Genomic DNA, 24,471 nt, shown 5'->3' on the forward strand with positions numbered 1-24,471 from the left:
CGGCCCAGCACCGAATAACCGGCCGAGACAACCAGATCCCGCACCAGCTCGTCGCTGGGCACCCGCTGCGCGAGCGCTACGAGGACATCGATTACCGGCGCGCGGTCGACATGCTGGAAAGCCTGGGTGCCGAGCACCTGGCCGACCGCACCTACGGCACCCTGTCCGAGGGTGAGCGCAAACGGGTGCTGATCGCCCGCGCGTTGATGACCGATCCGGAACTGCTGCTGCTCGACGAACCCGCCGCCGGCCTGGACCTGGGCGGCCGGGAGGAACTGGTGGCGCGGCTGGCCGACCTGGCCGCCGACCCCGACGCCCCGGCGCTGGTGCTGGTCACCCACCACGTCGAAGAGGTACCGCCCGGCTTCAGCCATTGCCTGCTGCTCTCAGAAGCGAAGGTGGTGGCCTCGGGTCTGCTGCCCGACGTGCTGACCGCCGAGAACCTCTCGATGGCGTTCGGGCAACGGATCGCTCTGGACGTCGTCGACGGCCGATACTTCGCGCGGCGGGTGCGCAGCCGCGCCGCTCACCGGAGGCAGGCATGAACAGCACCGAAGTACCCCTGACACCACGGCCGGCCGCGACCGTGATGCTGGTGCGCGACACCCCGTCGGGCATCGCGCTGTTCTTGATGCGCCGGCACTCGCGGATGGAATTCGCGCCCGGGGTGATCGTGTTCCCCGGCGGCGGCGTCGACGACCGGGACCGCAACGCGGATATCGCGTGGGCCGGGCCGCCGCCGCAGTGGTGGGCGCACCGGTTCGGCATCGAGACCGAGCTGGCCACGGCGCTGGTGTGCGCCGCGGCGCGGGAAACCTTCGAGGAGTCCGGGGTGCTGTTCGCCGGACCGGCCGACCAGGACCTGTCGGCACCGGACAGCATCGTCGGCGACGCGTCGGTATACGGCGACGCCCGCCGCGCGCTGGCCGACCACACGTTGTCCTTTGCCGACTTCCTGCAGACCGAGAAATTGGTGTTGCGCGCCGACCTGCTGCGCCCGTGGGCGAACTGGGTCACCCCGGAGGCCGAACGCACCCGCCGCTACGACACCTATTTCTTTGTCGGGGCGCTGCCGGAGGGGCAACGGGCCGACGGCGACAACACCGAATCCGACCGGTCCGGTTGGGCGTTGCCGCAGGATGCCATCGACGACTTCGAGGCCGGGCGCAACGTCTTGCTGCCGCCGACCTGGACCCAGCTGGATTCGCTGGTGGGACGCACGGTCGCTGACGTGATGGCAGTGGAGCGCCAGATCGCGCCGGTGCAGCCGATCCTAGAGAAGCGCGGCGACAACTGGGTGTTCGAGTTCTTCGATTCGGACCGCTACCACCGCGCACGGGAAGCGGGCGGTGCGATGGAGTGGCCGCTATGAACCCGAGTGCGACGTGAGCGAGTTCGTCAGCGTCGTCGTCAGCGACGGCACCCAGGATGCCGGGCTGGCCATGCTGTTGCTTTCCCGCCCCCCGACCAACGCGATGACGCGCCAGGTGTACCGCGAAATCGTCTCCGCCGCAGGCGAATTGGGCCGCCGCGAGGACGTCGCGGCGGTGATCCTGTTCGGCGGTCACGAGATTTTCTCCGCCGGCGACGACATGCCCGAGCTGCGGACGCTGACCGCCGCGGAGGTGGCGACCGCCGCCCGGGCGCGGCACGAGGCCATCGACGCGGTGGCCGCGATCCCCAAGCCCACGGTGGCGGCCATCACCGGATATGCGCTGGGCGCGGGACTGACCCTCGCGCTGGCCGCTGACTGGCGCGTCAGCGGCGACAACGTGAAGTTCGGCGCCACCGAGATCCTGGCCGGCCTCATCCCCGGCGGCGGTGGGATGGCCCGGCTCACCCACGCGGTGGGTGCGAGCCGCGCCAAGGAGCTGGTGTTCAGCGGGCGCTTCTTCGATGCCGAGGAGGCGCTCGCCCTGGGATTGATCGACGACATGGTGGCACCGGACGCCGTGTACGACGCGGCGGCGAACTGGGCGCGGCGCTTCCTGGACGGACCGCCGCATGCGTTGGCCGCTGCCAAAGCCGGAATCAACGCGGCATCCGACGACGGCGGGGACTCCGAGCGGCTCGCCGCCGAGATTCGTCGCTACGTGGATGTCTTTGCCGCTGGTCAGGGCACTCATGCGGAAGGCGACCGGAACGGCGGTTAGGCTGCCCTGCATGACGAGGAGTACTGAGATCCCCGCGGACGCGGCTCCCAACCCGCACGCCACGGCCGAGGAAGTCGAAGCGGCCAGGCACGACAGCAAGCTCGCCCAGGTGCTCTACCACGACTGGGAAGCCGAGAACTACGACGAGAAATGGTCGATCTCCTACGACCAGCGCTGCGTCGACTACGCCCGCGGCCGCTTCGATGCGATCGTGCCGGACAAGGTGCTCCGCGAGCTGCCCTACGACCGCGCCCTGGAGCTGGGCTGCGGCACCGGCTTCTTCCTGCTGAACCTGATCCAGGCGGGGGTCGCGCGCCGCGGCTCGGTGACCGATCTGTCGCCGGGCATGGTCAAGGTCGCCACCCGCAACGGGCAGTCCCTGGGCCTGGACATCGACGGCCGGGTCGCCGACGCCGAGGGCATCCCGTACGACGACGACACCTTTGACCTCGTGGTCGGGCACGCCGTGCTGCACCACATCCCCGACGTCGAGCTTTCGCTGCGCGAGGTGATCCGCGTCCTCAAGCCCGGCGGCCGGTTCGTCTTCGCCGGTGAGCCGACCAGCGCGGGCAACGTGTACGCCCGCGGCCTGTCCACCCTGACCTGGCGGGTCGCCACCAACGTCACCAAGCTGCCCGGCCTGGCGAGCTGGCGCCGGGCGCAGGAGGAACTCGACGAGTCCTCCCGCGCCGCTGCGCTGGAAGCCGTCGTCGACCTGCACACGTTCACCCCCGGCGACCTGGAGCGGATGGCCACCAACGCCGGCGCGGTGGAGGTGGAAACGGCCAGCGAAGAGTTCACCGCCGCCATGTTCGGCTGGCCGGTGCGCACCTTCGAAGCCTCGGTGCCGCCCGGTCGGCTCGGTTGGGGCTGGGCGCGGTTCGCGTTCAACGGCTGGAAGGCGCTGAGCTGGGTGGATGCCAACGTCTGGCGCCACGTCGCGCCGAAGGGCTGGTTCTACAACGTGATGGTCACCGGGGTCAAGCCCTCCTGAGTGTTGCTTTCAGCGTTGAGGACGTCCGGTATCTGCGCTCGGCCCCAGGCGCCGCGGCGCTCGCGGCGGTCGCCGAATTCCAACTGAGCGACGCCAGCAGGATCGCCGACGTCGGCGTCGTGCGCGCGAGGTTCGGCGACCGGGCCGCGGTCCTGGTGGAGACGACGCTGCTGCGCCGCAAGGCCGCCGACAAATTGAGCGGCCTGGGCGACGTTTCCCGCTGGCTGTTCACCGACGAGGCGCTACAGCAGGCCACCGTCGCGCCGGTGGCGCTGCACCGAGCCGCCCGGCTGGCCGGTCGGGTGGTGCACGACGCGACCTGCTCGATCGGCACCGAGTCGGCCGCGTTGCGGGGCTCGGCGGCGCGGGTGATCGGCAGCGACCTCGACCCCGTCCGGCTGGCGATGGCCCAGCACAACCTGGCCGGCACGGTCGAGCTGTGCCGCGCCGACGCGCTGCGTCCGGTGACCCGCGACGCGGTCGTCGTCGTGGACCCGGCGCGGCGCAGCGGCGGCCGGCGCCGCTTCCACCCGGCCGACTACCAGCCCGCGCTCGGCCCGCTGCTGGATTGTCACCGCGGCCGCGATCTGGCCGTGAAGTGTTCTCCGGGGATCGATTTCGATCAGCTCAACCGACTGGGATTCGATTCGGAGATCGAGGTGACGTCCTACCGCGGCTCGGTGCGGGAGGCCTGCCTGTGGTCGGCCGGCCTGACCGCGCCCGGGGTGCGGCGGCGGGCCAGCGTACTGGATCGGGACGAGCAGATCACCGACGCCGACCCGGACGACTGCCCGACGCGGCCCGCCGGACGCTGGATCGTCGACCCCGACGGAGCCGTGGTGCGGGCGGGGCTGGTGCGCCAGTACGGCACCCGGCACGGACTGTGGCAACTGGACCCCGACATCGCCTATCTGTCGGGTGACCGGCTGCCCGCGGGAGTGCGCGGCTTCGAAGTCCTCGAACAACTGCGCTTCGACGAGCGGCGCCTGCGGCAGGCGCTGGCCGCGCTGGACTGCGGCGCGCTGGAGATCCTGGTGCGCGGTGTGCAGGTGGATCCGGACGTGCTGCGCCGACGCCTGCGGTTGCGCGGCGGTGCGTCGCTGTCGGTGGTCATCGCCCGCATCGGCCGCTTCGGGGCCGGCAATCGAGCGGTGGCATACGTCTGCCGTCCGGTGCGGTAACGCCGGGTACGCTGACGGCGATTACCTGATGAGGGCCACCGCCATGCTTGGTGGGCTGGGTATTGAAGGAAACAAGCAACGATGCGTTATCTGATCGCGGCCGCGGCACTGATGTGTGCGGCCGTCACCGGCTGGCCGGCCTTTTTCACGGCAGCGGCCGCCCCGCCGTCGTGCGCCGGCATCGGCGGAACCGTTGAAGCCGGGCAGATCTGCCACATCCACCAGACCGGCGCCACCTACACCCTCGATATCACGTTTCCCGTCGACTACCCCGACCAGCAGGCACTGACCGACTACATCACCCAGAACCGGGACGGGTTCGTCAACGTCGCGCAGGGATCGGGACGGCGCGACCAGCCCTATCAGATGGACGCCACCAACGAGCAACACACCTCTGGGCAGCCGCCGCGCACCCGCAGCGTGGTGCTCAAGTTCTTCCAGGACCTCGGCGGGGCCCGCCCGTCCAACTGGTACAAGGCCTTCAACTACAACCTGGCCAGCAAGCAGCCCATCACGTTCGACAACCTGTTCCCGCCCAACAGCAACCCGCTGGACACCATCTATCCGATCGTGCAGCGCGAACTGGAACACCAGAGCGGGCTGGGCGTGGCGATCTCCCCGGGCGCGGGCCACGACCCGACCAACTACCAGAACTTCGCCATCACCGACGACGCGCTGATCTTCTACTTCGCCCAAGGCGAGCTGCTGCCGTCGTTCGCCGGCGCCACTCAGGTCCAGGTGCCGCGCAGCTCGCTGCCGCCGCTGGCGCTGTAGGCCTACTCCTGATCGAAGGTGTAGATCTGGCCGTCGCCGGTGGCGGCAACAACCCGCCGGTTTTTGCCGAGCGACACCCCGATCGCGGTTCCGGTGGCCGCCGGAAGCGGATAGCTGTTGACGGTGTGCCCGTCTTTCTGGTCGAAGACCAGCAACGACATGCCTGGGCCACCCTCCGGGGGAAGGGCGATCAGGGCGTAGCCGACGCCGGACCCGGCCAGTGTCGACGACGACAACGGTGTGACGTCCTCGCGTCGCCAGGCGGGGTCGGCGTGGTCACCGGCATCCCGGAAGGCCGCCAGCCGGGTGTCGGGGCCGCCGCCGGCCACCACCAGCCCCTGCGGGGTGACCGCAGGCGGGGTTTGCGCCGTAAAGCCAAGTGGGACAGACCATTTCACCTTACCGTCGGTCGCGTGCAGAGCCCACAGCCGATCGTCGCGGCCGTTCACGTAGACCGTGCCCCCGTCGGCGGACAGCACCGGGCTGGCCAGCACACCGGCGGTGATGGCGTCGCTGGTCCACTCCCGGGCCAGTTGTCCGCCGCGGTACTTGAGTCCGACGAGGCCGGCGGCCGGCGCCCCGGGTTGCCACACACTGACCACCGCGGTCCCGCTGGACTCCGAGAAGGCGGGGGCCGCCGCGACCGGGCAACCTGAGCGGGCCGTTGCGCAGTCGGCCAGCCCGCGCGTCGCATCGGCGGGGTCGACACCGTCCACCAGGTCCAGGGCCGTGCCAACCACCGCGCCGCGGTGGGTGTCGAACACCAGCATCTGCCCCAGGTGCGTGCTCACCAGCAGGTGGCCGTCCCCGAGGAATCGGGGAGTGGTCGGCATACCGATGACCGGCTTACGCCAGCGGGTCCACTGCGTCGTGGGGAACGAGATGATCGCGCCGGGCTGCCCGACGTAGATGTTGTCGAAGCGGTCGAACAGCGGGCCACCGAAGCTGCCGCCCTGGACCAGGCGGGTGCACCAGCGTTGTCGCCCGTTGGCGCTTTCCCACTGCATGAAGGAGCAACCGCTGGGGGTCTGCGCGTTGAGCGCGAGGTAACCGCGGGCACCGAGTGCCGGCCCGGCCCCCAGCGTTCCTTTCGTCGAACGCGTCCAGCGCAGTTTGAGCTTGCTGGCGCCCGTGGCCGCGGTGTATCCGCTGTTGGACGCGTCGCCGTACTGCGCCGGCCAGCCTTCTGCCGGTGCCGCATCCACCCAGGAATCCGTGTTGCCGCAAGCACCGATGCCAACCGTGATCGCAGCCACCGAAACGGCCGCCAGTAGACGTCGCGTGAGCACGCTTTCCCCTCTGGATCGAGTCTGGATCGAGTCTGGATCAGGTCTGGATCGAGCAGCGATCGAGTACAGGTGAGGGTAACCCGCCGCCCGTAGCTGAACCCCGATTGCCCGCCGGTAGGCTTTTTGCCATGACGAGCATGTGGGGTGCTCCGCTCCATACCCGATGGCGTGGCGGGCGGCTCAGGGACCCGCGCCAGGCCAAATTCCTGACCCTGGCGTCGCTGAAGTGGGTGCTGCGCAACAAGGCGTACACACCGTGGTACCTGGTGCGGTATTGGCGGTTGCTGAAGTTCAAGCTGCAGAACCCGCACATCATCACCCGCGGCATGGTGTTCCTGGGCAAGGGCGTCGAGATTCACTGCACACCTGAACTGGCGCAGCTCGAGATCGGCCGCTGGGTGCACATCGGCGACAAGAACACCATCCGCGCCCACGAAGGCTCGCTGCGATTCGGCGACAAGGTGGTCCTGGGCCGCGACAACGTCATCAATTGCTACCTGGACATCGAACTCGGCGACTCGGCGTTGATGGCCGACTGGTGCTACGTCTGCGACTTCGACCACCGGATGGATGACATCACCCTGCCGATCAAGGATCAGGGCATCATCAAGTCGCCGGTGCGCATCGGGCCCGATACCTGGATAGGTGTGAAGGTTTCGGTGCTGCGCGGCACGTCCGTGGGGCGGGGCTGCGTGCTCGGATCGCACGCCGTGGTCCGCGGTGTCGTGCCGGACTATTCGATCGCGGTCGGGGCACCGGCCAAGGTGGTGAAGAACCGCAAGCTGTCCTGGGAGACTTCGGCGGCACAGCGTGCCGAACTGGCCGCCGCGCTGGCCGACATCGAACGCAAGAAGGCGGCCAACCAAACCCCGTGATCCGCGTTTTCAACCGATGTTGCCGTAGCGGCGTAGTGCCTCGGACCGCTCCGCGGCGTGGTCGACGATCGGCTCCGGATAGCCCGGCGGGCGGTCGCCCTTGCGCAGATGCGGGTCGCCGGCGTCGCGCAACTCCGGCACCCAACGGCGGATGTAATCGCCTGCGGGGTCGAACTTCTCACCCTGGGTGAGGGGATTGAACACCCGGAAGTACGGCGCGGCATCGGTCCCAGAACCCGCGCACCATTGCCAGCCGTGCTGGTTGTTGGCCATGTCGCCGTCGACGAGCTGTTCTAAGAACCAGCGTGCGCCCCACTGCCAGGGCAGGTGGAGGTCCTTGACCAGGAACGAGGCAACGATCATCCGCACCCGGTTGTGCATGAAACCGACCTCGCGCAGCTGTCGCATCCCGGCGTCGACGATGGGATAGCCGGTCTCGCCGGCTTTCCAGGCCTGGAAGCGGCGTTCGGCCGCGGCGTCGGTGTCGGTTTCGATGGAGTCGAAGTTGCGGTTCCAATTCCACCAAACGCTGGCAGGCCAGTAATGCAGGACGGCGGCATAGAAGTCCCGAAAAGCCAGCTCCCGCAGATAGGCCGCGTCGCTGCGCTGCCGCAGGTTGAGATCCGAGACCAGGGTCCGCGGATGAATGGTGCCGAACTTCAAGTGTGCCGACATCCGGCTGGTGCCCGACAGGTCCGGCCGGTTGCGGTCGGCGGCGTAGCGCTGCAGGCCGTCGTCGACGAAGGCTTCCCACTCCGATCGGGCCGCTTCCTCACCGGCGGCGATGTCGAGCGTGGCGCCCGGATCGGGTATTTCGCACCGCTGCACCGACACATCCGCCGGGTCGAGCCAGCGGGCCGTCCCGGCGCCGGACTGCGCCGGAGCCCGCCAGCCGACTTCGCGCCAGCGCCGGAAGAACGGGGTGAAGACCTTGTACGGAGTGTCGTCGTCCTTGGTGACCCGTCCCGGTGAGACCAGATACGGCGATCCCGTCGCCACCAGCGGTACCGCTCCCAGCTTTTCGCGCACCCGCTCGTCGCGGCGCCGCCCGTACGGCGCGAAATCCTCCGAGATGTGTACCGACGACGCACCGATTGCTTTGGCGAGCTGAGGAATCCGTTGCTCGGGACGGCCGCGGGTGACCAACAGGCGGCCATCGAGATCGCGGTCGAGTTGCCGCAGCGAGTCGCCGAGGAACTGCAGCCGTCGCGCTCCTGACGAGGCTTCGAGCCGCGGATCGAGCACGAAACATGCCAGCACGTCCTGGTCGCTGTCCGCCGCGGCGACCAGGGCCGGATGGTCGCGCAGTCGCAGATCACGGCGAAACCACAAGAGCGACGGCATGGCTGGCTCCTAGCGGTTCAGTCGCCAGATGTGGGTGGACAGCACCGTGGCGAAGGCGCACCACAGCGGGTACGGCGACAACACCACCCCGGCCTTCGGATCGGCCTCGGCCGCCCGACGGACAAGGTCGGCACTGCTCGCCGTGAGGACGGCCGCGCCGAGCGCCGACGCGCCCAGCTTGTGGAAGCGGAAGAAGAGCCAGCTCCAACTGGCGTTCAGGACCAGGTTGACCGCCAGGGCAACGCTGTAACTACGCGCCTTGTCCTCGCGCCCGGTGGCGCGGAGGCGGTCGATGGTCACCGCGGATGTCGCGGCGATGTCGGTGTACAGAGTGGTCCAGACCACGGGGAACACGGCCCCGGGCGGCTGGTAGCGCGGCTTACGGATGCGCGCGAACCAGACGGGGCTGTGCCGCGGGCTGGCGATGCTGCCGGTGCCTGCCGCCGTTGCGACCGCCAGACCGGTCCTGGCCACTGTTGCCTTGTTCACGTTGACTCCCTTCGCTTTTCGATAGGACTGACGGTGGCGGGCCACCAGATGCGGTCGCCGATGAGCGCGAACAGCGAGGGAATCACCAGGGTGCGCACCACGAAGGTGTCGAGCAGGATGCCCAGCCCCACGATGATGCCCAGCTGCGTCATCACGATCAGCGGGAGCACCCCGAGCACGCAGAACACCGCGGCCAGAACGATTCCCGCGCTGGTGATGACGCCGCCGGTCGCGGCCACCGCGCGGATCATGCCGTCCCGCGCACCATGTTCGGCCGCCTCCTCACGCGCCCGGGTGACCAAAAAGATCGTGTAGTCGACGCCCAGCGCGGCCAGGAACAGGAAGGCGTACAACGGGGCCGAGTTGTCCAGCGCGGGGAAGCCGAATATGTGCATGCTGGCCCACCCGCCGAGGCCCAACGCGGCCAGTGCCCCCAGGATCGTGGCCGCCAACAGCGTCGGCGGCGCCAGAGCGGAGCGCAGCAGTGCGTAGAGGACAACCAGGATCACGGCCAGGATCAACGGAATCAGCAACGAGCGATCGTGGCTCGCCGCATCACGCACATCGAGCGCCTGTGCGTCCGGTCCACCGATCAGGGCGCCCGACGCTGCGGTGGAGTTTCGCAGTGCGGCAATGGTATTGAAGGCTTCCGGGGATGACGGCGGGGCTTCGATGACCACCGACCACTTGGTCAGGTCCCCGGACTGGCCCGTCTGCGTTGCCGAGACCACACCCCGGGTGGAGCTGAGGTCCTGTTGCACCTTTGCGGACTGCGCGGTGGGCGCGACGACGACGGTGGGATTGGCCAGCCCGGCCGGAAAGTGGTCCGCCACAATGTCGAATCCGCTGACCGAATCGGCCTGCACGCGGAACTGCTCGGTCTGGGTCAGTCCGATGCGGACACCCAGCAGCCCGGTGGCGAGCACCGCCAGCAGGGTGACGGTGACCGAGGCGACCACCGCCGGCCGGCGGGCAACCCGCTGCCCGATGGCGTGCCACCCTCCGGTGTTCAGCTTCTCGGTGTCGCCCGACCGAGGCACGAAGGGCCAGAACAACTTCCGGCCACACAATGCCAGCAACGGCGGCAGCAGCACCAGTACCGACATCGCGGCAACCAGCAGCCCGCAGGCCGCCAGCGCACCGAGGCTTCGGGTGCTCGGAGTGGCCGCGAAGATGAGGGTGAGCAGCGCCAGCACCACCGTGGCGTTGCTGGCCACGATCGCCGGGCCCGCCATGCGCACCGCGCGCCGCAGTGCGGCACGGTGGTTGTCGTGACGCCGAAGTTCTTGCCGGTAGCGCGAAATCAGCAGCAGGGCGTAGTTGGTGCCGGCGCCGAACACCAACACACTGGTGATGCCCGCGGTGGACCCGTCGAAGCTCAGGCCGGTGAGCGACGCCACCGCGGTGCCCACCGAACTGGCGACCCGGTCGGCGAACCCGATCACCAGCAGTGGCACCAACCACAGCACAGGGGAGCGGTAGGTGACGATCAGCAGCAGTGCGACCACCGACGCCGTCACGACCAACAGGGTGATGTTGGCGTTGGTGAACGCGTTGGCGATGTCGGCGCCGAATGCCGGGCCGCCGGTGACGTGCGCTTCCATCCCGGGCGGAAGGCCGTCGTTGGCGGCGGCACGTAGGTCTGAGACGGCGTCGGTGAGGTTCAGCCCGGACAGGTTGGCCTTGATGGGCACCACCGCGGTGGCCGCCTTGCCGTCGGCCGAGATCGACGCGGGCACCGGGGGAGCGCCGGTCTGCGCAACCGCCAGCATGCGGTCGCGGGCCGCTTCGGCGGCGCGGCCAAGTGCGCCCGCGTCGGCGCCTTGTGCGCTGCTCACCACCACGATCACTGGTACCCGGTCGCCGCCGGGGAACTGCGCGGACACCTTTTCGACCTTCGCGGAATCAGATTCGGTGGGTACCGACAGCGGAGCTTCGGTTGCAGCGGCGTTCCCGCCGATCAACATCATGAAACCGCTCGCCAGCAGAAAAACACCCAGTGCCAAAAGCCATGAACGTCGCCCCGTCAGCGTCGCGGCGAATCCCTCCCACGCCACCACTCAAGCATTTCAGTCATTTAAAGATTAATCAACTGAAATGAAGCGCCGATCAAGTTATGCTGATCACGCAATGAATCCCGACGAGCAGGCGCACGGCCGCGACGCGCTGGAATCGCTGATTTCGGCGGATCTGCGGGAGATGTCGACCGAGTCCGACCAGATCGGTCGGCTGTTCGCGCTGTCACAAGACGTGCGGCCCACCGACTTTCGTGCCCTGCTGCACATCATGGTTGCCGAAACGGCCGGCCGTCCGATGACCTCGGGTGACCTCAGCCAGCGCATGGGGCTGTCCGGAGCGGCGATCACCTACCTGGTGGACCGACTGATCGAGTCCGGTCATATTCGTCGTGACTCCCATCCCGAGGACCGCCGCAAAGTCATCCTGCGCCACTCCGAGCCCGGCCTGGCGACAGCGCGTTCGTTTTTCACCCCGCTGGGCACGCACACCCGTGCGGCGCTGCACGATCTGCCCGATGCCGACCTCGAAGCGGGCCATCGCGTCTTCAGCGCCCTGATTGACGCGATGCGCCGGTTTCAAACCGAGCTGGGACCGGCCGCGTCCTGAGGAAAAAGATCACTGGCCTGGTGCGGCATCGGATTTGAGGGCGGCGAGCAGCCCTTCCGGGTCGGCAACGGTGACGGTGAGCGCGGAGTGGTCTTTGAGTCCGATCACGCGGCGAATGGGCGGTTCGAAATGGATGCACACGCCGGCCTGAGCGTTGGTGCCGAACGTGAGCCCGTCGTCGACGAATGACAGGCGTGGGCCGACCGCGGTCCACCAGCGATAGGGTCCGGTGATGTGCGCGTCGGCCACCTGGGAGAGCTCAGCTTCGGCGTGCAATGGGCCGTATCTGGCAATCAACCGACCATCGGCGGTGACTGTCACTCCTTGGTTGCCCCAGCGAAAGGGCAACCACAGCGGCGCCAGCCGCCGCTCGTAGCGATAGGGAAAGTGGCGGTTCGAGTCAGTCACAAAATGTTTCTATCGCACCAGCCGTTGCAGCACCTGCCGGCGTCCGGCCAGTGCATCCTCGATGAGCTGCAGAGCTTCCGGAACCGATTGCACCAATGGCAGTCCGTGGTCGCTGACGATGCGCAGCAGGGGGCGCAGTGCCGGTCCCGCGACGACAGTGCAGTACAACCCTGCCGCGCGGTGCTCGTGATTGAGCGCGAGGAGCGCCTGGAAACCATCCATACCCAGGAACTCGAGATGACTCAGATCCAGAATCAGGGGCGCTTTGACCCTGCCGAAACGACGGATCTCCGCCGCGACCCGGTCGGCATTGCAGCCGTCGATCTCCCCGTGCACCCGCAACACGGTGGCAAGGCTGCGTGCGTAAATGAAGATCTGAGCTCTGCCGCAGTCGATGACGTAGCGGTAGCGGGGCGGAGTGTGTCGTACCGAATCAACAGCGTCCATATGGAACCCGTCTGGTTGGGTGGTGCTTTGGGGGCAGCTGTTAACTCAACTGCCTCGATCTTAGACCGCTCACGGCACGACCGGTGTGGTTCTTCGCTTAGCGGATAGCCAGTACCATTGCGTCTGAATTTCCTGGTGCCACAAAGAAATACGGCGCAGAGACAGCCGGCGGACCGGGCACCGAAGTGCCGCCCGGATCGCGGTGGGCCCGAGGCCATCGCGTTCGCTGCATCTGCGCCGGATCAACTGTAACTTAAATCTATTAACCGTTCAATAAATTAACGATATCGCGGGTATCGCGTAGCGTGGTCACGTATGGCTGTGCGTGCAGCCGCCGACTGCCTATTCCGCGCAGTTCTGGGTAGTACAAGACGATGGCAGGGATGGAGTGAGGCAGTTGTGCTGATGAAGTTGGTGAGTGGGGCCGGCCGCGTCCTCGAGGCGGCGGGAACGGTCATTGGCTGCCGCGGCGGTACCGAGGAACCCGCGTACCGCGCTCAGAGCTTGACCCGAACCGTGGAGATCCGCCGTTATGACGCACGAACCGCGGCGGAGACCACGGTGGCGGCCGGCGAGCAGTCCGCACGCGAGGTCGGGTTCCGGCGACTGGCCCGCTACATCTTCGGTGCCAACCGCTCCCGTCAAAAGATTGCGATGACGGCTCCGGTCGCGCAGCAGTCGGCCCGGGAGAATTGGGTGATCCGGTTCTTCATGCCTGCCGACAAAACGTTGGACCGGTTACCCGAGCCCGACGACGGGGAGATCAGGTTGGTCACCGTGCCGCCGCAGACGATTGCCGTGCGGCGATTCACCGGCAGCGCCGGACCGGACGAGGTTGCGAGGCAGACCGACAAGCTGGCGCAGACGTTGCAAGAGTTCGGATTCGAGATGACCGATACCCCGGCCGCCTGGTTCTACGATCCACCGTGGACCCTTCCGCCGTTGCGCCGCAATGAAATCGCGGTGCCTGTCACACCGGCCACCCAGAACTCATGACGACCGAACGACGCGAGATGGCGGCCCGCAAACGTCGACACATCGACGTGTGCCGCTACGACGACGTCGACTATCGAAGCGTTACGACCGGGCTGGAGCGATACCGGCTGCCGTTCAACGCGCTGACTCAAACCAACCTCGACGACATCGATCTGTCCGTCGAGTTCCTCGGCGTGCGGCTGCGGGCGCCCGTGCTGGTGGGGGCCATGACCGGGGGCGCGGAGCTGTCCGGCACCATCAACCGCAACCTGGCCGCCGCCGCGCAGACCCTGGGTATCGGAATGATGCTCGGGTCGCAGCGTGTCATGCTCGACAGTGCGTTGGGTGAGCGCGCGGCGGCCAGTTTCGCCGTGCGGGATCTGGCACCCGACGTGCTGCTGCTCGGCAACATCGGGCTGAGCCAGTTCACCAAGGACGCGGTGCCCGACATCGTCCAGGCTCTTGATCGAGTCGGCGCGAATGCTCTTGCGGTGCATACCAACCCGTTGCAAGAGGCGATGCAACACAACGGCGACACGGATTTCGCCGGTTCGCTGGACCGGTTGCACGACGTGGCCGCTCTGTTGGAATACCCGGTGCTGCTCAAGGAGGTCGGCCACGGAATCGGTGCGCGAGCCGTCGCCGAACTGTTGCGGTTCACCGACGAACCACCGGTCGCCGCGATCGACGTGGCCGGCGCCGGCGGCACGTCCTGGTCACGCGTCGAGCAGTTGGTGCGCTACGGCGAGGTGCGCTACCCCGACCTGGCTGATTGGGGGATCCCCACCGCGCAGGCACTGCAGGAGGTGCGCGCGGCGCTGCCCAGCCTGCCGCTGGTCGCTTCCGGCGGGATCCGGACCGGTATGGACGCGGCCAAGGCACTGGCGCTGGGCGCAGACGTGGTCGCGGTGGCCCGCCCGCTGCTGGCGCCGGGGATCGAGTCCGCCGCCGCGGCCACGGCATGGCTGCAGAACTTCATCGACGAACTTCGGATCTGCCTGCACGGTTGCGGCGCCGCCGAGCTGGCCGCGTTGCGTAATCTGGACGTGGCACGAATCACGTAGGTACAGGCGGATGGCGGTAATTCTGGCTTACGGATCGCCGGCGCTGGGGCACTTGTTCCCGCTCGGCGCGCTGCTGGCTGAGCTGATGCGACGCGGCCACGAGGTCCATTTGCGGACAATGGCGGGTCAAGTCCCGGGCATGCGGGGTGTGGGCCTGCACGCGGAGGCGATCGATCCGCGGATCGAGGCGATCGACGGACAGGATTGGTTGGCGCGCAACGCCTTCGGTGTCTTGGAGCGGTCGATAGACGTGCTTTGCCGGCGCGCTGTCATCGAGGTCGAAGACCTCCAGCGGGCCATCAGGCGGGTTCAGCCGGACGTGCTGATCGTCGATGCGAACTGCTGGGGGGCGATCTCGGCGGCCGAGGCGGACAACCGGCCGTGGCTGGTGTTCTCGCCGTTCACCCCGTACCTACGCTCCCGCAGTGCACCGCCCTTCGGGCCGGGTCTGCGGCCCCTGCCCGGGGTTACCGGTGCGGTGCGCGACGCGTTGATGCGCCCGTTCGTGAGTCATCTGTTCGATCGGCCGATGGTGCCCCGGATCAACGCGGTCCGGGCGGGCCTGGGCGTCTCACCGATCGATTCCGTGGACGCGCTGATGCGGCGCGCTCCGCTGGTGCTGGCGGTAGGCGGGGAGCCGTTCGAATATCCGCATCCGGACTGGGCAGACCTCGTGCAATTCATCGGCGCGTGTGTGTTCGAGCCGGCCGCCGCCGCGGCGCCGGGCTGGCTCGGTGCGATCGACCGTCCGGTGGTGCTGGTGAACACGTCCTCCATCGCGCAGGCGGATGCGGACCTGGGCAGCGTCGCATTGCGTGCGCTGGCCGACGAGCCGGTGCACGTGGTGGCGACCTTTCCGGCCGGCGTGCCACCCGGACTCCCACAGACGTTTAATGCGACCGTCTGCCGGTTCGTTCCGCACGGCCCGGTGCTGGACCGTGCCGTCTGCGTCGTCACGCACGGCGGCATGGGGACCACGGTGAAGGCGCTCGATCGCGGCATACCGGTCTGCGTGGTGCCGTTTGCCCGCGATCAGGCCGAGGTCGCCCGGAGGGTGCAGGTCGCCGGTTGCGGCACCCGCCTGCCGTCCAAGCGCCTCAGTCCGGCGCGGCTGCGCGACGCGGTCATGCGGGCGATCCGAATGGCTGATGGGGCAAAACGGGTCGCTACCGGCTTCGCCGCCACTGGTGGTGTGGCGCGCGGTGCGGAACTGATCGAACACCGATTGCTGTCAGCGAGCGCTGGACCGAGCCGTTCCCTGCCGCCGGCGCGGGGTCGGGGCGCTTCGCCCGAGCTGTGCTGACTCCTCTGGGGCGTGCAGTTCGTCCTCGAACGTCGACATCGCCGTGAGCATGGCGAGAAAAACCCGATGAGCGGCAACGAGTTCGGCATCGGTCAGCTCGGACATGGCCGAACTCATGTGGCTGCCCAGCGGCCGGAAGAAGTCGTGGGCCAGCGACATGCCACGACTTTCGTAGCGCAGCAGCCACTTACGCCGGTCTTCCGGGTCGGGCTCGCGCCGGATGTGCCCGGACTCGATCATCCGATCGACAAGGTAGGTGATCGCCGGGGGAGAGACGTCCATCCGTTCGCGTAGCTGGGCCAGCGTCAACGGTTTGCCGGCCGTCTCTGCCACCATGATGTGCAGCAGGGCGTGAAAGTCGTTGCTGCTCACGTCGTTGAGCCGCGCGAAGTGGCGCCCGACGCGGTCGGACTGCGCGGTGATCGCGCGGATATCGGCCGAGAGCTGTCTTTCCAGCTCGGCCCGGCCGGGCGAGGTCTCGGTCGTCCGCCGCTTATTCACCTATGCGCATCCTTCATCAGACACACAGGATACGGCGTGCGGGGTTGTTTCCCTGCCGCCGGCGGAACGTGGCTGACCCTGGGAACTATGACTTCACCGGGTCGTGACCCCAGTTCATCAACGAGTAGCGCCACGCCGACTCCTCGATATCGCCGCCGGGTTGTTGCTTGAGGTGCCGTTTGGCGTAGCCGACGACCTTGCGCATGTGCGCGTAGTCATCGTCGTCGAGGTCGGCGCGCTTGGCGCGCAGAATCGTCACGATGCGCCGGCCGCTGGCGTGACCGGTGGATTCGTTTCCTCCGCGCTTTTGACCGACACTCTGCGATTGCTCTGTCTTGAGCCATTTCTCGAGTTCGCGGGCGGTCATGTTGACGGTTTCTTTGAACTCTTTCCAGGTGGTGTCGCGATCCCCGTGATCCTTTGTGGCCATCGTCTGACCTACTTGTCGGAGCGCTTCAGCGCGCTCGGCTTGTGGACGGCGTCCTTGCCCGTCTTGTCACTGCGCACCTGATATTGCGGTTCGTCCTTGGATGCACGCACCGTGCGCCCCGCGGCCTCGGTGTCCGAGGTGATCTTGCGCTCGACCTTGCCTTGCACCGTATTGCCGTGGCTCTGCCACTCGACGCTGTCGCCCTTGCTGAACTTCTGCTCGGTCACCGTGGGTCCCTTTTCATCCGTTAAGTTCGTTAACGAATCGGGTACCCCGCTTTGCGTCGTTGAACCGCCAGCGCCACCCAGGACGCCGCGGCGGCGGCAAAGGCCAATTTCTGCGCGGTTCCGATGCGGTCGCCGGGGAGCAGGACGCCTTCCACGTACCGGCCGATGAATCCGGTTTCGGGCAGGGGAGCCAGTTCGGCGCGCTGTCGCGCCCACGCCTCCAGCGAGGTCAACGGACACTGCAATCGCAGTCCCACCACGGCCATGCCCCAGCACACGGCGGGCACATGCAGCCAAAGGGTGCGCCGCCCGCGCAGCGCCAGAAAGCCGCCGCTGGGCAGGTAGATCAGATACGCCAGGTGCGCGGCTGCGGTCGCGACGACCACTGTGGAGTATGCCTTCCTCATCGCTGATTCACACTAGCGCGCACGGCGTTCGCGCCCGGTCGCGGCAGACCCTGTTTAGCTGCGCAGACATCGGGTATGAGGCGGCCGACGGAGCGAATGGCGTTGCCGGAAATCGTTGCGCACCAGGGTCTTTTCGAAATACCAAGCTCTACGTCGACGACAGCGGGGCAGCGGACGGCCGGTCGTGCTGATCCACGGGTGGCCATTGTCGGGCGAGTCGTGGTCGCAGCAGGTACCGGTGCTCCTCGACGCTGGTTACCGGGTCATCACCTACGACCGGCGCGGCTTCGGCCGCAGTGACAAGCCGTTGACCGGCTACGCCTACGACACCCTCACCGGTGACCTGAACGGCCTGCTGGAAGCCCTTGACCTGCAAGACGGCCGCGTTGACCTGCCTGACGGCCTTCGGCGCCAGCGACTTTCGGGCGGACCTCGGCGATGTCACCGTCCCGACCCTGGTACTGCACGGCGACGCCGACGCCACCGTCCCGTTCGAGGGTTCGGGCAAGCGAACACACGAGATGATCTCGGGAAGTCAGCTCCATGTGATCGCGGGTGCGCCGCACGGCTGCAACACCAGCCACGCCCTCGAGTTCAACCAGGCCCTGCTCAGTTTTCTGGCGAAGTAGTGCGTACTGCGTAGCGGCGTTCGGCGTAGTCCATGTCGTCCCGCCACAGCCGGTGGGCGGCATGACGCATCAGCGGCGTGATCAGTGGAGCGGCATTGAGCGCTTTTTTGAATCCGGGTCGCGGTGACTGCGCGACGACGGCTTCGATGACCGCGACGCGGGGCCGGCCGTCGGGTCCCGGACCGATCGGGGTGGCATGGGTTTCTACCACGCTTCCGGCGCCTTCGCCCTCGACGATGCGCATCACGATGGTGCGTGCTTCCGGGCAGGTGAACTCCGCGATCGTGGGTACACCCAGCGGGCCGACGCGGAAGGTCACCGAGACGACGAAGCGGTCGTCCTCCTCGGTGGGCGTGGTGAGCACCTCGAGCCGCGCGAACGAATACGGGTGGAACCAGCTGCCGTGCCATGGGTCGAGGCGGTTGGCGATCACGTCGCACGGTTCACAGACGCCTTCGACGCGCGTGACGGCGGCCAGTGCGTCGGTGCTCGGCCGCTCGGGCAGCACGGGCGTATCCAGGGGTGTTTCGCCCCCGGCCGCATCGAGCCGCACCCACGCCAGCACACCGTCGTCATAACTGGGCAGCGGCGCCCAGCCGAGCTTGCATTTCTTGCCGTCGAGCGCCAAACCGTGCCACCGGCACCACAGGATGCCGTCGGACACGATGCCGGTGGCCAGGTCGGCGCCCAAATGCGGGCACGCTCCCGGACCGACCCTTAGTTGCCCGAGCCGGTCACGCCAGGCGACCAGTTCGACGCCCGCTACGCGGGTGCCGAACGGGCGCCCGGTGCGCACGTCGCGGCTGGCCGCGAAGACATACCAGTTGCCGGTGGGCCGGCGCTGCGATCGATCCAGTGCCGCGTTGATGATCGCCGGTTTCGCCTGACCGTAGGTCGGGCGTTGTTCGGACCATGTCTCGGGTGGAACCACTTGCAGTGGCCAGTCTTTCGGCCACCGGCGACGGATCCGGTCGATCCCGCTCATCGCCGCACCTGCCGTTGCCGCGTGGCCAGTGTGCGTAGCAGCGCGGACCTGCCGCGAACCGGGACGGTGTACAGGTCGTGCCCGGCCACCCCCCAGCCGCCCAGCAGGTGGTTGGCGGCCGCCCAGCCGGTGGTGGCCGCGCGTTCCATCAACGCCACCGGCAGGTCGACCCGGGTCCCGTCGCCGGCCAGCGCCAGGCCGGGCTGCGGCGTGGCGACCGTGGGGCGGCGCGTGTAGGTGCCCGGGGTGAACAGCGGGCAATCGCTGCGCTGCAGCACCCGCTGGTGAATTACCTTCGCGGCCGCGGTCTCGGGGTAGAGCTTGTGCAGCTGCGCCACACCATCGTCGCTCGACGTGCTGGAATCCATTGCATAGGAATGCAATTCCACCACCGATCCGCCAGTGCGAGCGGCCCACGCGGCGGCGTCGCGCTCGTAGCGTTCCAGCACGCTGATGTTGTCCAGCGGTTGATGATCCGCGGTTCCGAGGAAGGGGGCGCGGGTCGGGTCGACGGGACGGTCGAGCCAGAGTCGGTGCACCAGGAACGGTGGAGCGGTGCGCAGGCGTGCTATTTGGGTGCGCCAGGAATCGTTACCGAGTCCGGGCGATGCCGCCACGATGCGCTGCAGCCCACCGATGTCGACCGACAACACCACCGCATCGGTGTCGAGTCGATCGCCGTCTTCGGTGTGCACGCGGAAACCCTGCGAACCGTCGGTCTCGACCCGCCGCACCGCGGCACCCACGCGGAAGGCGACCCCGCGGTCGCTCAGGTAGTCGCGCAGCGGATTCCACAAGCTCTCATCGAAGTTCGCGTTCGCCACATCGAAGATCAGCCCTTCGCTGGAGCCCAGGAAGTAGATGTGGAACATGGTCGCGAGCTCACCGGCCGACAGCTGTGACGGCTCGGCGAAGAAGCTGCGGCTGAACACCTCGAAGGCGAGATGACGAGCGGACTCCGGGAAATTAATGCTCTTCAGGAAGGTCTCGGCGTCGACGTGGTCCAGCTGGTGGTAGATGTCGGGCACCGATACGGCCGCCAGCGGCGCGGCGGCTTTGGCGTCGATGCGCACCAGGTCGGAAAGCCGGAAGGTCGGGCTGCGCAAAGCGAACGCCAGCGCGTTCAGCGGTGGGGTGCGGGGCAGCCCCCGGAAACTGTCGCGCCGGCCCGCGCCGTCGATCAGCGGGTAGTCGGTGACCGGAGTCAGCATCCGCAGCTGGGGATCCACGCGGCGCAACAGGTTTCGCAGGTTGTAGTACTGGCGGAAGAAGGCGTGGAACCCGCGGTTCATCGCGAGTTCGGCGCCGTCTTGCCGCTCGGTCCAGCCACCGACCCGTCCGCCGAGATAGCTCTCCTTCTCCACGACCTTGACGGCCACGCCCCGTTCGGCGAGCCCGGCGGCGGCCGCCAGACCGGCGATGCCGGCGCCGATCACCACCACCCGCGGCCGCGAGGACAGTGCGTTGGTATCGGCCAAACCCGGCGAGGCCGGGTGTCGGTGCCGTCGGCGGTCGGTCATGATGATTGCTTTCCCTGGGGCCCTTCGGGCGCTTTGGGCGCCCGGCCGATGAAGGTGTGCACGATATTGCGTTCCCAGCCCGGCACCGTCTCGCTGCGCACGTCGGTGAAGCCGGCGTCGGTCATCCGTTGGCGGAAACGCGCGGCGCCGTCGAAGGACAGCACGCTGCGCCACAGGTGCCGGTACAAGGTGGTGCTGCGGGTCCGCCACCAACCGGCGGGAATGATGATGCCCCAGCATACTGCGTGCCAGATGCGCTGCGCGGCAAGGGAATCGCGGACCGAGTATTCGTGCACCGCCAGTGTCGCGCCCGGCCGTAGCAGCGTCGCGAAGGTGCGCAGCTGCGCGTCCGGGTCCGCGAGGTTGCGCAACAGATAGGCCGCCAGGATGCCGTCGAACGGTCCGGTGATGCCGTGTTGATGCAGATCCTCGATGCGCGTGTGCACGAATCGGACCGACGGCGGCCACGACTTCGCCTGTGCCGCCTGCAGCATGCCGGCCGCCGCGTCGACGGCGACGATTTCCGCCTCCGGCGCCGCCTGTAACAGCGCCGCCGTCGATGCGCCGGTGCCGCAGCCGGCGTCGAGCAGCCGCAGGCCGCGGCCCCGGTCCGGCACGTCCATCCGTGACACTGAAAGCCGCAGGTTGGCGTGGTAGCCCGGATTTGCGCCCACCAACTCGTCGTAGGCATCCGCGCCTACGTCGAACGCATCCGGCACGTCACTGCGGGCAAGGCCGGACTTCTTCATGTCGACCTGCCTGCACGTTGGCGCTCCCATCCCAGCAGCACCCCGGTGACCAGGGCGAAGCCGAAAAGGAAGTCTTCGACGGGAATGTCGAACGGGAACCGCAGTCCGCTGGTGTGCCGCTCGTTGTAGATGACGATGGGCGCGCTGAGCTTGGTCAGCCAGCCGTCGACGGGTATTTGAAAGCCCATGACGATGACCATGGACAGCCAGTAAGCCGGCTTCCGGAACAGGCCGGTGTGCAGCACGGCGAACTCCAGCGCGCACACGGCCAGCACGGAGATCACCGCGGGCAGCGTGTATCCCAGCCCGGTCATCGCCGTCTGCTCCAGTCCAGAATCGTGCTCACCGCGTTGTAGGTCAGCAGGCCGCACACCGGGATCACGACGAAGAACAGCACTTCTTCGATGGGTATGTGCGGGGGCATCTCGATGCCGGTCAGATACTTCCCGTCGTAGGTCCATACCTTGGCCGCGATCGCCACCGCGTCCCACACCAGGAATATCGCCGCGACCGGTAGCAGCGCCCGAAGGGCCCGGCGCGCCTGGCGGTACACCCCGTTGCCGAAGATCTCCAACGGAGCCGTGATCGCCAAGCACAAGCCGAGCACAATCAAATACTGCCAGCGATCGTTCACGCCGCGCCAGCCTGTCGGCGTACCCGCCACGACCGGAACAGCGCGCCACCGGCCACTTGGAGCCGGCGCGTCGTCCCCACCGTGGCGCGCTGACTGAACACCGAGAAATCGCTGCTCTCAATGCAATCCAGGATCTCCGAGTACAGGGTCAGCGCGGTCGCCACGCAGGGCCGCGATCGCGGCGCCAACAAGGTGATCCCGTCGGCGGCGAAACGATAGATCTCCCGGGTCGTTTCGTGCTGAGCGGCCAGCGCGTTGCGGACCCTGGCGTCGGTGCGGCGATGACTGTGACACCACATCAGCAGCTCCCGGTCGACGCCATGGGCCGCGAGTTCGTCGGCCGGCAGATAGATGCGGTTGCGCAACAGGTCCTCATCGATGTCCCGCAGGAAATTGGTGAGCTGGAACGCGCGGCCCAGTGCGGCGGCATACGGTGCCGCCTCCTCGGTCTCCGCGACCGTACCCAGCACCGGAAGCATCTGCAGGCCAATGACTTCCGCCGAACCGCGCATGTACCGGTTGAGCGCGGTCCGGTCCGGATAGTCGGTGACGGTGAGGTCCATCCGCATCGAGGCGAGGAAGTCCTCGAACAAGTCGGCGGCGATACCGTAGCGCGAGATGGTGTGATCGACCGCGGCGAGCACCGGCTCGTCGAAATGTGCTCCGCCGGCGAAGAACCGATCGGACAACTGCTGCAGTCGATCCGCGCGGGCGTCGACGTCCAGACTTGGGTTGAACTCATCGAGGATGTCGTCGGCGTGCCGGGCGAACGCATACAGGGCATGCACCGCCGGGCGCTGGTCCGGGGCGAGCAACCTGGTGGCCAGGAAGTACGTGCGACCGTGCTCAGCGGCGATCTTGCGGCACTGGCGATACGCGGTACGCAACCGCGGGTCGTCGATGCCGGCGGCGTCAAGTTCGGTGCGGATCATGGCAGTCGTGCCTTCATGTCGATACGGGTGGCGGAGCGGTCCACCGCTCCGGTGATGCGGTCGGCGGCCAGCCGGCCTGATATGAGGGTGGTCGGCACCCCCACGCCCGGCACGGTGGACGAGCCGGTCAAGACCGCGTTCTCGATGCCGCGCACCATGTTCGCCGGCCGGAACGGCCCGGTCTGGGCGAAGGTGTGCGCCAGCGCGAACGGGCTGCCGGCCGCCATGCCCTGACGGGCCCAGTCGGCGGGGGTGTCCACGTGCAGCACTTCGACGTCGTCACCCAAGCCGGGCAGCAGCCGATCCTGGACCGCTTCGATCATCGTCTGGGTGTACGGCCCGGTGGTGGTGGACCAGTCGATTTGCCGGCGCGACAGGTTGGGGGCCGGCGCCAGCACATAGAGCAGGTCGCGACCGGTTGGAGCCAGGCTCGGATCGCCGGCCGTGGGGCGCGTCACCAGCAACGACGGATCCCGCATGAGCTGACCGTCGCGGATGATGTCGGTGAAGGTGTGCTCCCACGCGTCGCCGAACAGGATGGTGTGGTGCGCCTGCGGTTGGGTTGCGGCGCGGCAACCGGCGTGCAGCACCACCGCCGACGGTGCGGCACGCATCCGCAGCGGCCGCCTCGGTCGCCGGCCCAGCAGTTCATAGGTGCGGGGTAACTCGGTGCTCAGCACCACCGCATCGCAGCCGATGCGCTGCCCGTCCGCGGTGATCACGGCCGTGACACGCGCGCCCTCGCGCTCCAGCGCGGTGACCGTGGACCGGTAGCGGAACCGCACACCGGCGTCTGCGGCTGCCGCCGCCAACGCATCGGGCAGGGCCCGAACGCCGCCGCGGGGGAAGAACACGCCCGACACGGTGTCCATGTAGGCGATCACCGCATAGACCGCCAAGGCGTGCTGCGGGGCCACTCCGGCGTAGAGGGACTGGAAAGTGAAGACCCGCCGCAGCCGCGGGTCGCCGATGTACCGCCGGACCATAGTGTCCCAGCGCCGGAACCCACCGATGGCGGCCAGCCGGGCCAGCTGGGGGGTCAGCATCGACAGCGGGGAGTCGAAGTTGGAGGCGATGAAGCCGTCGAACTCGGTGCGATAGAGCCGGCCCAGCCAGTTGCGCAGCTCGAGGTAGCCGGCGGCCTCCTGCGCTCCACCGAATTCCCTTACCGCGTCGGCCATTCGGTCGGCGTCGGTGTGGACGTCGATGCTGCTGCCGTCGGCGAACATTGCCCGGTAGGCCGGATCCACCGGCAACAACTCCATGCGCTGACTTGCCGTCTCACCGACGGCGGCGAATGCCTCGTCGATGAGGTCGGGCATGGTCAGCACCGTGGGACCGGTGTCGATGGAATAGCCGTTGACGTCGCGGCGACCCGCACGCCCGCCCGGCCATGGCTCCCGTTCCACCACGGTGACTTCGCGGCCGCGGCCGGCCAGGTGCAACGCCGTAGCGAGCCCGGCGAATCCGGCACCGACAACCACGACGTGGTCGCTTCTTCCCTGCACCGTGCGCATCAGTGCCACACTCCCGCGA

The 24,471-nt window shown here is 67.9% G+C and carries 29 protein-coding genes and 1 pseudogene; 13 read left to right on the plus strand and 17 right to left on the minus strand.

Features of this window, described 5'->3' with window-relative positions; translation table 11 throughout:
• The 6 genes from A9X01_RS12230 to A9X01_RS12255 form a co-directional block, all read left to right on the plus strand.
• On the plus strand, nucleotides 1–545 hold a 545-nt coding region (locus A9X01_RS12230), incomplete at its 5' end, for an ABC transporter ATP-binding protein (protein ID WP_253849105.1).
• Nucleotides 542–1,372: an NUDIX hydrolase gene (locus A9X01_RS12235; protein WP_065121035.1), complete on the plus strand. Its 831-nt coding sequence runs from the start codon at nucleotides 542–544 to the stop codon at nucleotides 1,370–1,372. The genes A9X01_RS12230 and A9X01_RS12235, both read left to right, overlap by 4 nt.
• A gap of 13 nt (nucleotides 1,373–1,385) precedes the next feature.
• Nucleotides 1,386–2,153, plus strand: a complete 768-nt coding sequence (locus tag A9X01_RS12240) for an enoyl-CoA hydratase (protein ID WP_065121063.1) — start codon at nucleotides 1,386–1,388, stop codon at nucleotides 2,151–2,153.
• Between the two features lie 10 nt (nucleotides 2,154–2,163).
• Nucleotides 2,164–3,147: a class I SAM-dependent methyltransferase gene (locus A9X01_RS12245; RefSeq protein ID WP_065121036.1), complete on the plus strand. Its 984-nt coding sequence runs from the start codon at nucleotides 2,164–2,166 to the stop codon at nucleotides 3,145–3,147.
• The gene (locus A9X01_RS12250) at nucleotides 3,105–4,328 is read left to right on the plus strand and encodes a THUMP-like domain-containing protein (RefSeq protein ID WP_081282344.1); all 1,224 of its coding nucleotides are present in this window, start codon (nucleotides 3,105–3,107) and stop codon (nucleotides 4,326–4,328) included. The genes A9X01_RS12245 and A9X01_RS12250 overlap by 43 nt, the downstream gene beginning before the upstream one ends.
• An 81-nt stretch (nucleotides 4,329–4,409) precedes the next feature.
• Complete coding sequence (locus A9X01_RS12255; protein WP_065121038.1) at nucleotides 4,410–5,102, plus strand: esterase; 693 nt, start codon at nucleotides 4,410–4,412, stop codon at nucleotides 5,100–5,102.
• Between the two features lie 2 nt (nucleotides 5,103–5,104).
• Here A9X01_RS12255 and A9X01_RS12260 read toward each other — a convergent pair whose 3' ends face one another.
• Nucleotides 5,105–6,391 (minus strand): outer membrane protein assembly factor BamB family protein, encoded by a 1,287-nt coding sequence (locus A9X01_RS12260; protein WP_216638908.1) that lies wholly within the window; start codon nucleotides 6,389–6,391, stop codon nucleotides 5,105–5,107.
• 128 nt (nucleotides 6,392–6,519) lie between these two features.
• On the opposite strand from A9X01_RS12260, the gene A9X01_RS12265 reads away from it, so the two are divergent.
• A complete protein-coding gene (locus tag A9X01_RS12265; RefSeq protein WP_065121040.1) occupies nucleotides 6,520–7,266 on the plus strand; it encodes an acyltransferase in 747 nt (248 codons plus the stop codon).
• A 9-nt stretch (nucleotides 7,267–7,275) separates the two neighbouring features.
• Here A9X01_RS12265 and A9X01_RS12270 read toward each other — a convergent pair whose 3' ends face one another.
• The 3 genes from A9X01_RS12270 to A9X01_RS12280 are packed head-to-tail and all read right to left on the minus strand — an operon-like array spanning nucleotide 7,276 to nucleotide 11,156.
• Nucleotides 7,276–8,610 (minus strand): cryptochrome/photolyase family protein, encoded by a 1,335-nt coding sequence (locus A9X01_RS12270; RefSeq protein ID WP_065121041.1) that lies wholly within the window; start codon nucleotides 8,608–8,610, stop codon nucleotides 7,276–7,278.
• Nucleotides 8,611–8,619: 9 nt separating this feature from the next.
• Nucleotides 8,620–9,099, minus strand: coding sequence for a TspO/MBR family protein (locus tag A9X01_RS12275; protein ID WP_065121042.1), 480 nt, complete (start codon nucleotides 9,097–9,099; stop codon nucleotides 8,620–8,622).
• The gene (locus A9X01_RS12280; RefSeq protein ID WP_065121064.1) at nucleotides 9,096–11,156 is read right to left on the minus strand and encodes an MMPL family transporter; all 2,061 of its coding nucleotides are present in this window, start codon (nucleotides 11,154–11,156) and stop codon (nucleotides 9,096–9,098) included. The genes A9X01_RS12275 and A9X01_RS12280 overlap by 4 nt, the downstream gene beginning before the upstream one ends.
• A 73-nt stretch (nucleotides 11,157–11,229) precedes the next feature.
• Here A9X01_RS12280 and A9X01_RS12285 point away from each other — a divergent pair, with 73 nt between their 5' ends.
• On the plus strand, nucleotides 11,230–11,724 hold the full coding sequence (locus A9X01_RS12285; protein WP_065121043.1) for a MarR family winged helix-turn-helix transcriptional regulator: 495 nt from the start codon (nucleotides 11,230–11,232) through the stop codon (nucleotides 11,722–11,724).
• 9 nt (nucleotides 11,725–11,733) lie between these two features.
• Here A9X01_RS12285 and A9X01_RS12290 read toward each other — a convergent pair whose 3' ends face one another.
• Nucleotides 11,734–12,132 (minus strand): hypothetical protein, encoded by a 399-nt coding sequence (locus A9X01_RS12290; protein WP_065121044.1) that lies wholly within the window; start codon nucleotides 12,130–12,132, stop codon nucleotides 11,734–11,736.
• Nucleotides 12,133–12,141: 9 nt separating this feature from the next.
• On the minus strand, nucleotides 12,142–12,579 hold the full coding sequence (locus tag A9X01_RS12295) for an STAS domain-containing protein (protein WP_155772051.1): 438 nt from the start codon (nucleotides 12,577–12,579) through the stop codon (nucleotides 12,142–12,144).
• A gap of 405 nt (nucleotides 12,580–12,984) precedes the next feature.
• Between A9X01_RS12295 and A9X01_RS12300 the strand changes: the two genes are divergently transcribed.
• Genes A9X01_RS12300 through A9X01_RS12310 form a run of 3 tightly spaced genes read left to right on the plus strand, consistent with a single transcriptional unit; the run spans nucleotide 12,985 to nucleotide 15,921 of the window.
• Complete coding sequence (locus A9X01_RS12300; RefSeq protein ID WP_065121066.1) at nucleotides 12,985–13,575, plus strand: SOUL family heme-binding protein; 591 nt, start codon at nucleotides 12,985–12,987, stop codon at nucleotides 13,573–13,575.
• A complete protein-coding gene (fni, locus tag A9X01_RS12305) occupies nucleotides 13,572–14,618 on the plus strand; it encodes a type 2 isopentenyl-diphosphate Delta-isomerase (RefSeq protein WP_065121045.1) in 1,047 nt (348 codons plus the stop codon). The genes A9X01_RS12300 and fni overlap by 4 nt, the downstream gene beginning before the upstream one ends.
• A gap of 10 nt (nucleotides 14,619–14,628) precedes the next feature.
• Nucleotides 14,629–15,921 (plus strand): glycosyltransferase, encoded by a 1,293-nt coding sequence (locus A9X01_RS12310; protein ID WP_065121046.1) that lies wholly within the window; start codon nucleotides 14,629–14,631, stop codon nucleotides 15,919–15,921.
• Here A9X01_RS12310 and A9X01_RS12315 read toward each other — a convergent pair.
• The 4 genes from A9X01_RS12315 to A9X01_RS12330 all read right to left on the minus strand — a co-directional run bounded on the left by A9X01_RS12315 (nucleotide 15,850) and on the right by A9X01_RS12330 (nucleotide 17,486).
• A complete protein-coding gene (locus A9X01_RS12315; protein ID WP_065121047.1) occupies nucleotides 15,850–16,422 on the minus strand; it encodes a MarR family winged helix-turn-helix transcriptional regulator in 573 nt (190 codons plus the stop codon). The two genes, A9X01_RS12310 and A9X01_RS12315, sit on opposite strands and share 72 nt — an antisense overlap.
• An 85-nt stretch (nucleotides 16,423–16,507) precedes the next feature.
• Nucleotides 16,508–16,852: a DUF3140 domain-containing protein gene (locus A9X01_RS12320; protein ID WP_065121048.1), complete on the minus strand. Its 345-nt coding sequence runs from the start codon at nucleotides 16,850–16,852 to the stop codon at nucleotides 16,508–16,510.
• Between the two features lie 8 nt (nucleotides 16,853–16,860).
• Nucleotides 16,861–17,079, minus strand: coding sequence for a hypervirulence associated TUDOR domain-containing protein (locus tag A9X01_RS12325; RefSeq protein ID WP_065121049.1), 219 nt, complete (start codon nucleotides 17,077–17,079; stop codon nucleotides 16,861–16,863).
• Between the two features lie 29 nt (nucleotides 17,080–17,108).
• Nucleotides 17,109–17,486: a DUF2784 domain-containing protein gene (locus A9X01_RS12330; RefSeq protein ID WP_065121050.1), complete on the minus strand. Its 378-nt coding sequence runs from the start codon at nucleotides 17,484–17,486 to the stop codon at nucleotides 17,109–17,111.
• A gap of 238 nt (nucleotides 17,487–17,724) precedes the next feature.
• On the opposite strand from A9X01_RS12330, the pseudogene A9X01_RS32215 reads away from it, so the two are divergent.
• A pseudogene (locus A9X01_RS32215) lies at nucleotides 17,725–17,811 on the plus strand (alpha/beta fold hydrolase); the annotation flags it as partial.
• A 40-nt stretch (nucleotides 17,812–17,851) separates the two neighbouring features.
• Nucleotides 17,852–18,115 carry an alpha/beta fold hydrolase gene (locus A9X01_RS32220; protein ID WP_436405265.1) on the plus strand — a complete coding sequence of 88 codons (264 nt, stop codon included), beginning with the start codon at nucleotides 17,852–17,854 and terminating at the stop codon, nucleotides 18,113–18,115.
• Here A9X01_RS32220 and A9X01_RS12340 read toward each other — a convergent pair.
• Genes A9X01_RS12340 through crtI form a run of 7 tightly spaced genes read right to left on the minus strand, consistent with a single transcriptional unit; the run spans nucleotide 18,096 to nucleotide 24,452 of the window.
• Nucleotides 18,096–19,100, minus strand: a complete 1,005-nt coding sequence (locus tag A9X01_RS12340) for a Rieske (2Fe-2S) protein (protein ID WP_065121051.1) — start codon at nucleotides 19,098–19,100, stop codon at nucleotides 18,096–18,098. The genes A9X01_RS32220 and A9X01_RS12340 overlap by 20 nt on opposite strands.
• Nucleotides 19,097–20,620 carry an FAD-dependent oxidoreductase gene (locus tag A9X01_RS12345; RefSeq protein ID WP_065121052.1) on the minus strand — a complete coding sequence of 508 codons (1,524 nt, stop codon included), beginning with the start codon at nucleotides 20,618–20,620 and terminating at the stop codon, nucleotides 19,097–19,099. Before A9X01_RS12345 ends, A9X01_RS12340 begins: the two co-directional genes overlap by 4 nt.
• Nucleotides 20,617–21,369, minus strand: coding sequence for a class I SAM-dependent methyltransferase (locus tag A9X01_RS12350; protein ID WP_065121053.1), 753 nt, complete (start codon nucleotides 21,367–21,369; stop codon nucleotides 20,617–20,619). Before A9X01_RS12350 ends, A9X01_RS12345 begins: the two co-directional genes overlap by 4 nt.
• The gene (locus tag A9X01_RS12355) at nucleotides 21,366–21,683 is read right to left on the minus strand and encodes a lycopene cyclase domain-containing protein (protein WP_065121054.1); all 318 of its coding nucleotides are present in this window, start codon (nucleotides 21,681–21,683) and stop codon (nucleotides 21,366–21,368) included. The genes A9X01_RS12350 and A9X01_RS12355 overlap by 4 nt, the downstream gene beginning before the upstream one ends.
• Nucleotides 21,680–22,003 (minus strand): lycopene cyclase domain-containing protein, encoded by a 324-nt coding sequence (locus A9X01_RS12360; protein WP_065121055.1) that lies wholly within the window; start codon nucleotides 22,001–22,003, stop codon nucleotides 21,680–21,682. Before A9X01_RS12360 ends, A9X01_RS12355 begins: the two co-directional genes overlap by 4 nt.
• Nucleotides 22,000–22,935, minus strand: coding sequence for a phytoene/squalene synthase family protein (locus tag A9X01_RS12365; protein ID WP_065121056.1), 936 nt, complete (start codon nucleotides 22,933–22,935; stop codon nucleotides 22,000–22,002). The genes A9X01_RS12360 and A9X01_RS12365 overlap by 4 nt, the downstream gene beginning before the upstream one ends.
• Nucleotides 22,932–24,452, minus strand: coding sequence for a phytoene desaturase family protein (gene crtI, locus A9X01_RS12370; RefSeq protein WP_065121067.1), 1,521 nt, complete (start codon nucleotides 24,450–24,452; stop codon nucleotides 22,932–22,934). The genes A9X01_RS12365 and crtI overlap by 4 nt, the downstream gene beginning before the upstream one ends.
• Between the last annotated feature and the right edge of the window lie 19 nt (nucleotides 24,453–24,471).

Origin of the sequence: Mycobacterium asiaticum, assembly GCF_001668675.1 — a bacterium.
Lineage (GTDB): Bacteria > Actinomycetota > Actinomycetes > Mycobacteriales > Mycobacteriaceae > Mycobacterium > Mycobacterium asiaticum_D.